This window comes from Micromonospora phytophila (assembly GCF_023656545.1).
GTDB classification, from domain to species: domain Bacteria; phylum Actinomycetota; class Actinomycetes; order Mycobacteriales; family Micromonosporaceae; genus Micromonospora; species Micromonospora phytophila.
This window is the reverse complement of the sequence record NZ_JAMOKF010000398.1, coordinates 1-4,353: the sequence shown is the minus strand read 5'-3', so window position 1 is coordinate 4,353 and position 4,353 is coordinate 1. Positions and strand designations below refer to the sequence as shown.

The window sequence follows — 4,353 nt, the reverse complement described above, 5'->3', positions numbered from 1 at the left end:
CGGATTGGCCGCTGCCCGTACGCCTGGACGCCGCCGTGCTGGACGCGGTGGTGGCCCGGCAGGCGGGCGACGAGCGGCGGGCCGGGCGGGTGCTGGAGCGGGCCCTCGATCTGGCCGCGCCGGAGGGGTTCCGGCGGGTGTTCACCCGCGCCGAGCCGGGGCTGCGGGACCTGCTCGCCGCGCACCTCGACACCGGGACCGCGCACTGGCCCACGGTCAGCGACCTGGCGCGCGGCGCCGAGGAGCCGGCCGACCGGCCCCCGGCCGAGCCGGGCCCTGCGGCGCTGGACGAGCCACTGACGGAACGGGAGCTGACCATCCTGCGCTACCTGCAGAGCATCCTGTCCAACGTGGAGATCGCCGCCGAGCTGTCGCTGTCGGTCAACACGGTCAAGACCCACGTCCGCAACATCTACCGCAAGCTGGCCGCCACCCGCCGCCGCGAGGCCGTCACCCGCGCCCGCGAACTCCACCTCCTTTGACCACCCACCCGCCACTCCCCACCCCACGCGTGATCATGAGGTTGGCGGCGTTTTCGATCTCGGATCCACCCGTCAACCTCATGATCAACTGAAGTCCGCGGGTCGGGCGGCGATTAGGGGGTGGCGGCGGCGTCGACGGCGGCGAGGAGATCGGCCAGGTCGTGGCCGCCGTCGTGGCGGACCTCGTTGACGAAGAGGGTCGGCGTGCCGTTGACGCCGCTGCGGATGCCGCCGACGAAGTCGCGGCGCACCCGGTCGCCGTACGCCTGCCGCTCCACCTCTGCCGCCACCTCGTCGGCGGGCAGGCCGAGCTGCTCGATGCCGAGCGACAGGTGCACCCGGTCCAGTTGGTCCTGGTGCTCGTAGAGCCAGTCGTGCATCTCCCAGAACCGCCCGCGCCGCCCGGCCGCCTCGGTCGTCTCAGCCGCGTGCTCCGCGTACGGGTGCATGTTGGCGATGGGGAAGTGCCGGTACACCAGCCGCACCGTGTCGGCCCGCTGCCGGAGCAGCTCGAGCAGGTTGGGGTACGCGGCACCGCAGAACCGGCACTGGAAGTCGCCGTACTCGACGATCGTCACCGGCGCGTCCACCGCCCCGCGGACGTGGTCGTGCTCGGTCACCGGGGTCCGCAGGCGGGCGGTGACCTGAAGTGGCGTGGTCATCCGGCCACCACCCGCCGGTCGGCGTCGAGCCGCTCCAGGGCGTCGAGGATGCCGCCCGCGCCCGGGTCGACCTCCGGCATGGCCGCCTGGTTCAGCGACATCTGGTCGCCGCGGACCGGGGTCCGGTCGGCGGGGTGGAAGGCGAGCACGACCGGTCGGCCGCGGAAGTCCCCCGGTCCGGTCTGTCGCCCGTCGGGGGTGGCCGGCAGGGAGAACCCGGGCGCGGCGCGCCCGGGTCGGATTAGCCCGTTCGGATCACTCATGACTCCCACGCTCGCCCGGGAGCGGGTGACGGTGGCTCACCCCGCCGGGGTGGTTCGCCGGCCCGCCCCGACGCCCGACGCGTCAGCCGATGACCGGGGCCACCGCGATGTGGTTCTGCACCTCGCGGATGCCCGGCGCGGACCAGGCGGTCCGCTCCACCTCGGCCCGTTCGGGCATGGAGTGCACCAGCCCGCCGAGTAGCACCGTGTCGCCGTGCACCCGGACGGTGATCCGCTCCGCCTCGGTGGCCCGGTTGCGCGCCAGCGCGTCGACGATCCGCTCGGCCAGCAGGTGCCCGTCCGGCCGGACGTCGGGGCGGACCGTGATGCCGTTGCTGACCCCGCGTACGCCGGTCAGCCGGGCGACCGCGCGTTCGGCGGCCCGACGCTGGTACTCCCACTCCACCTCGCCGTGCAGCGTCACCCAGCCCCTGGAGACGGTCACGTCGAGCTGCTCCGGCGGGACGAAGGCGTCCCACTCCAGCGTGTGCCCCGCGGCGGCGGCGATGTCCGGGTCGGCGCGCTCCGCGCCCGTGCCCAGCCGTACCGCCAGGTCGTTGGCGACCGCCCGGACCCGGGCGACCCGGTGCGCCGCCCGTTCGGCGGCCCACTTCTTGGCGTAGCTGTCCACCTGACCGGTGAGCGTGACCACGCCCTCGGAGACGGTCACGCCGATCTCGTTCGGTCGTACCCGGGGTTCCCAGGTCAGCTCGTCGAGCACGGCGGACTGGATGTCCTGGTCGAGGCGGGTGATCGTCGAGATGGCCATCTGTCACTCCTCCCGGAACGGCTGGCTCGCGTGGGCCGCCGGCGGGCCCGGCGCCTCGGCACGCGGCGGTTCGTGGGCGTGGCGCCTCGGCTGCCGTGGCCCGGACGCCGCCAGCACCGATCCTGTCGCCCGGCCGGGTGAGCGCTCCTCACCCGGACCGGGCGGGAACCAGCGTGGGAGCGCTTCCACGATGGAGGTCAGGGGGGCGGCACCGGTCTCCGGTCCGCCGGGGCCTGCCTGAGGGGTCCGGCACCCCGGCGGACCGGGCCCCTGGCGGGGTCGCCTGCCCGAAGAGAACCGTCCGGCGGTCCGATCAGGACGGAAGACCGTGCACGACGCGGGCCCCGGTCGACCTCAGGGGTCGGCCGGGGCCCGCGGGGCGAGCTCTGTCGGGTCGGTCAGCCGTCCAGGCCGACCGGCGAGTTGGGCCGGTCCACGTCGACGAACTCGATGTCGTCGACCGGGCGGTCGTCCCGGCTGCCGGCGGCCCGGGCGGCGGTGCCGGCGGCCCAGCCGATGGCCGCGCCCACCAGGGCGGCGCTGATCAGCAGCGTCCAGGGCAGCGCTGGCCGGCGGCCGGCCAGCGCTTCGAAGGCCAGGGTGGCTCGGCGGCGAGCCTCGTCCGCCGCGGAGCCGACCAGGTCACCGGCGTCGTCGGCGAAGCCGGAACCGCTGCGGCGGGCCGAGCGGGCGGTGTCGCGGACGCTGTCCCCTGCGGAGCTGACGGCCGAGAGCAGGTGCTGCCACGCCTGATCGGCGATCCGCTCCGGCTTGCCGCGGCGGTCCAGCAGGTTGGTTCCGAACATCGTGGGTTACCTCCTCGGGGGTGCCGAAGCCGGCGGCCACTTCGGACTTCGGCGTCTCTCCGGCGCGTTACGGTCCGCCTGCTCCGCAAGTGCCCAGCGGGGTGGTCCCGCAAACCCTGGGCTGCGGTCAGCGGAGCGCGACCGCGGCGGTCACCCCCCGGGCGAAGTCCTCGTCGTCCTCGTCGTCCTCGTCGCCGCCGCCGCCGAAGCCGCAGGCCAGCACGAGGGCGAGCAGCGCGCCGACACCGGCCAGCGCGGCAAGTCTCCTGATCATCGATCGTCCTCCCGGTCGCAGTCGCCATCCTCCGCGCCGATGCTAGGCCCGTCGGGCAACCTGACGGGCGCAGCGCGCCGGGCCGAGCCCCCTCGCCTGCCACGGGCACCACCGGGCCACGCCGGGACCTCAGGTGTCGGCGGAACGGGCGAGGGACCGCTACCCTGGGTCGGCGGCGCGTCAGCGACAGCTGATCGCTGGGTTGACAAGACATGAAAAGTCCGGATATGGGCGACTTGGTGTGCCCTGATCCGCGAATTGCTCATCCCGAGGGGTGGCGACCGAGGCCGTCGGAGGAATACTCTCGGTCGCGGCCCGCGTACTGATGAGGCGCCCGTCGGACGGGCGAGTGGAGGTGCTCGCGTGAGCCTGTCGATCGTGAAGTCGGTTCTGCCCGGTGGTGTCATCGAGATCGCCCCCCGTGGCGAGATCGACGTCGACACCGCGTACGAGGTGCGGGAGGCGATCGCCGAGGTCCTGGCCAAGGGGCGGCCCAGCCGGATCGAACTCAACATGCGGCTCGTCACCTTCATCGACTCCGTCGGCATCAGCGCGATGGTCGCGGGTTTCCAGACCGCCGAGGTCAGCAGCGTCAAGCTCGTCGTCACCGAGCCGAGCCGGTTCGTGCACCGGCAGCTCTGGGTGACCGGCCTGCTCGGCCTCTTCGGCGCCCCCGAGCCCTACTACGCCGGCGCGCCCGCCCCCGAGGTCCTTCCCGGGGCCTGACCGCCCCGCACGTCCCGCTGACGGTGGTGCCGAGCCGGGTCAGTCGCCGCCGAGGCCGGAGAGGTCGACGTCGGCCACCTCGGTGACCGCCCGGATGGCCGTGACCGAGGCGTACCCGTCGGCGAGCAGGGCCAGGTCCGTGCCCGGGTGCACCGCCTGGCCCGGCTCCTCCAGCGAGGTGCGCACGAACCCGTGCCCCGACTCGGCGACCGTCATCTGCACCTGACCGAAGCTGGCCAGCGTGCCCTTGCGGACCCCGCGCAGCCGGCCGTGCGGCAGGTCCGGGGCGTTCACGTTGAGCACGCTCTCCACCGGACCGGCGGTGAGCCGGGGGAGCAGGTCCAGGGCGACCCGGGCCGCCGTGGCCCAGT

Annotated in this window: 8 protein-coding genes; 2 read left to right on the top strand and 6 right to left on the bottom strand. The window is 74.2% G+C overall.

Features of this window, described 5'->3' with window-relative positions; translation table 11 throughout:
* Positions 1-482: response regulator transcription factor (locus tag NCC78_RS28215; protein ID WP_250798313.1), on the top strand; the 482-nt coding region annotated here is incomplete at its 5' end.
* A gap of 113 nt (positions 483-595) precedes the next feature.
* On the opposite strand, the gene NCC78_RS28210 is transcribed toward NCC78_RS28215, so the two are convergent.
* The 5 genes from NCC78_RS28210 to NCC78_RS28190 all read right to left on the bottom strand — a co-directional run bounded on the left by NCC78_RS28210 (position 596) and on the right by NCC78_RS28190 (position 3,256).
* Positions 596-1,144 carry a DsbA family protein gene (locus NCC78_RS28210; protein WP_250798311.1) on the bottom strand — a complete coding sequence of 183 codons (549 nt, stop codon included), beginning with the start codon at positions 1,142-1,144 and terminating at the stop codon, positions 596-598.
* Complete coding sequence (locus NCC78_RS28205; RefSeq protein WP_250798310.1) at positions 1,141-1,407, bottom strand: redoxin domain-containing protein; 267 nt, start codon at positions 1,405-1,407, stop codon at positions 1,141-1,143. Before NCC78_RS28205 ends, NCC78_RS28210 begins: the two co-directional genes overlap by 4 nt.
* Positions 1,408-1,489: 82 nt before the next feature.
* Positions 1,490-2,176, bottom strand: a complete 687-nt coding sequence (locus tag NCC78_RS28200; protein ID WP_250798309.1) for a BON domain-containing protein — start codon at positions 2,174-2,176, stop codon at positions 1,490-1,492.
* Between the two features lie 398 nt (positions 2,177-2,574).
* A complete protein-coding gene (locus tag NCC78_RS28195; RefSeq protein WP_250798308.1) occupies positions 2,575-2,982 on the bottom strand; it encodes a hypothetical protein in 408 nt (135 codons plus the stop codon).
* Between the two features lie 127 nt (positions 2,983-3,109).
* Positions 3,110-3,256 carry a hypothetical protein gene (locus NCC78_RS28190; protein WP_250798306.1) on the bottom strand — a complete coding sequence of 49 codons (147 nt, stop codon included), beginning with the start codon at positions 3,254-3,256 and terminating at the stop codon, positions 3,110-3,112.
* A gap of 363 nt (positions 3,257-3,619) precedes the next feature.
* Here NCC78_RS28190 and NCC78_RS28185 point away from each other — a divergent pair, with 363 nt between their 5' ends.
* Entirely contained in the window at positions 3,620-3,982 is a 363-nt protein-coding gene (locus NCC78_RS28185) for an STAS domain-containing protein (RefSeq protein WP_250798304.1), read from the top strand.
* A 39-nt stretch (positions 3,983-4,021) separates the two neighbouring features.
* Here the strand turns inward: NCC78_RS28185 and NCC78_RS28180 are convergent.
* A partial coding sequence (locus tag NCC78_RS28180) for a SurE domain-containing protein (protein ID WP_504921140.1) occupies positions 4,022-4,353 on the bottom strand: 332 nt, incomplete at its 5' end.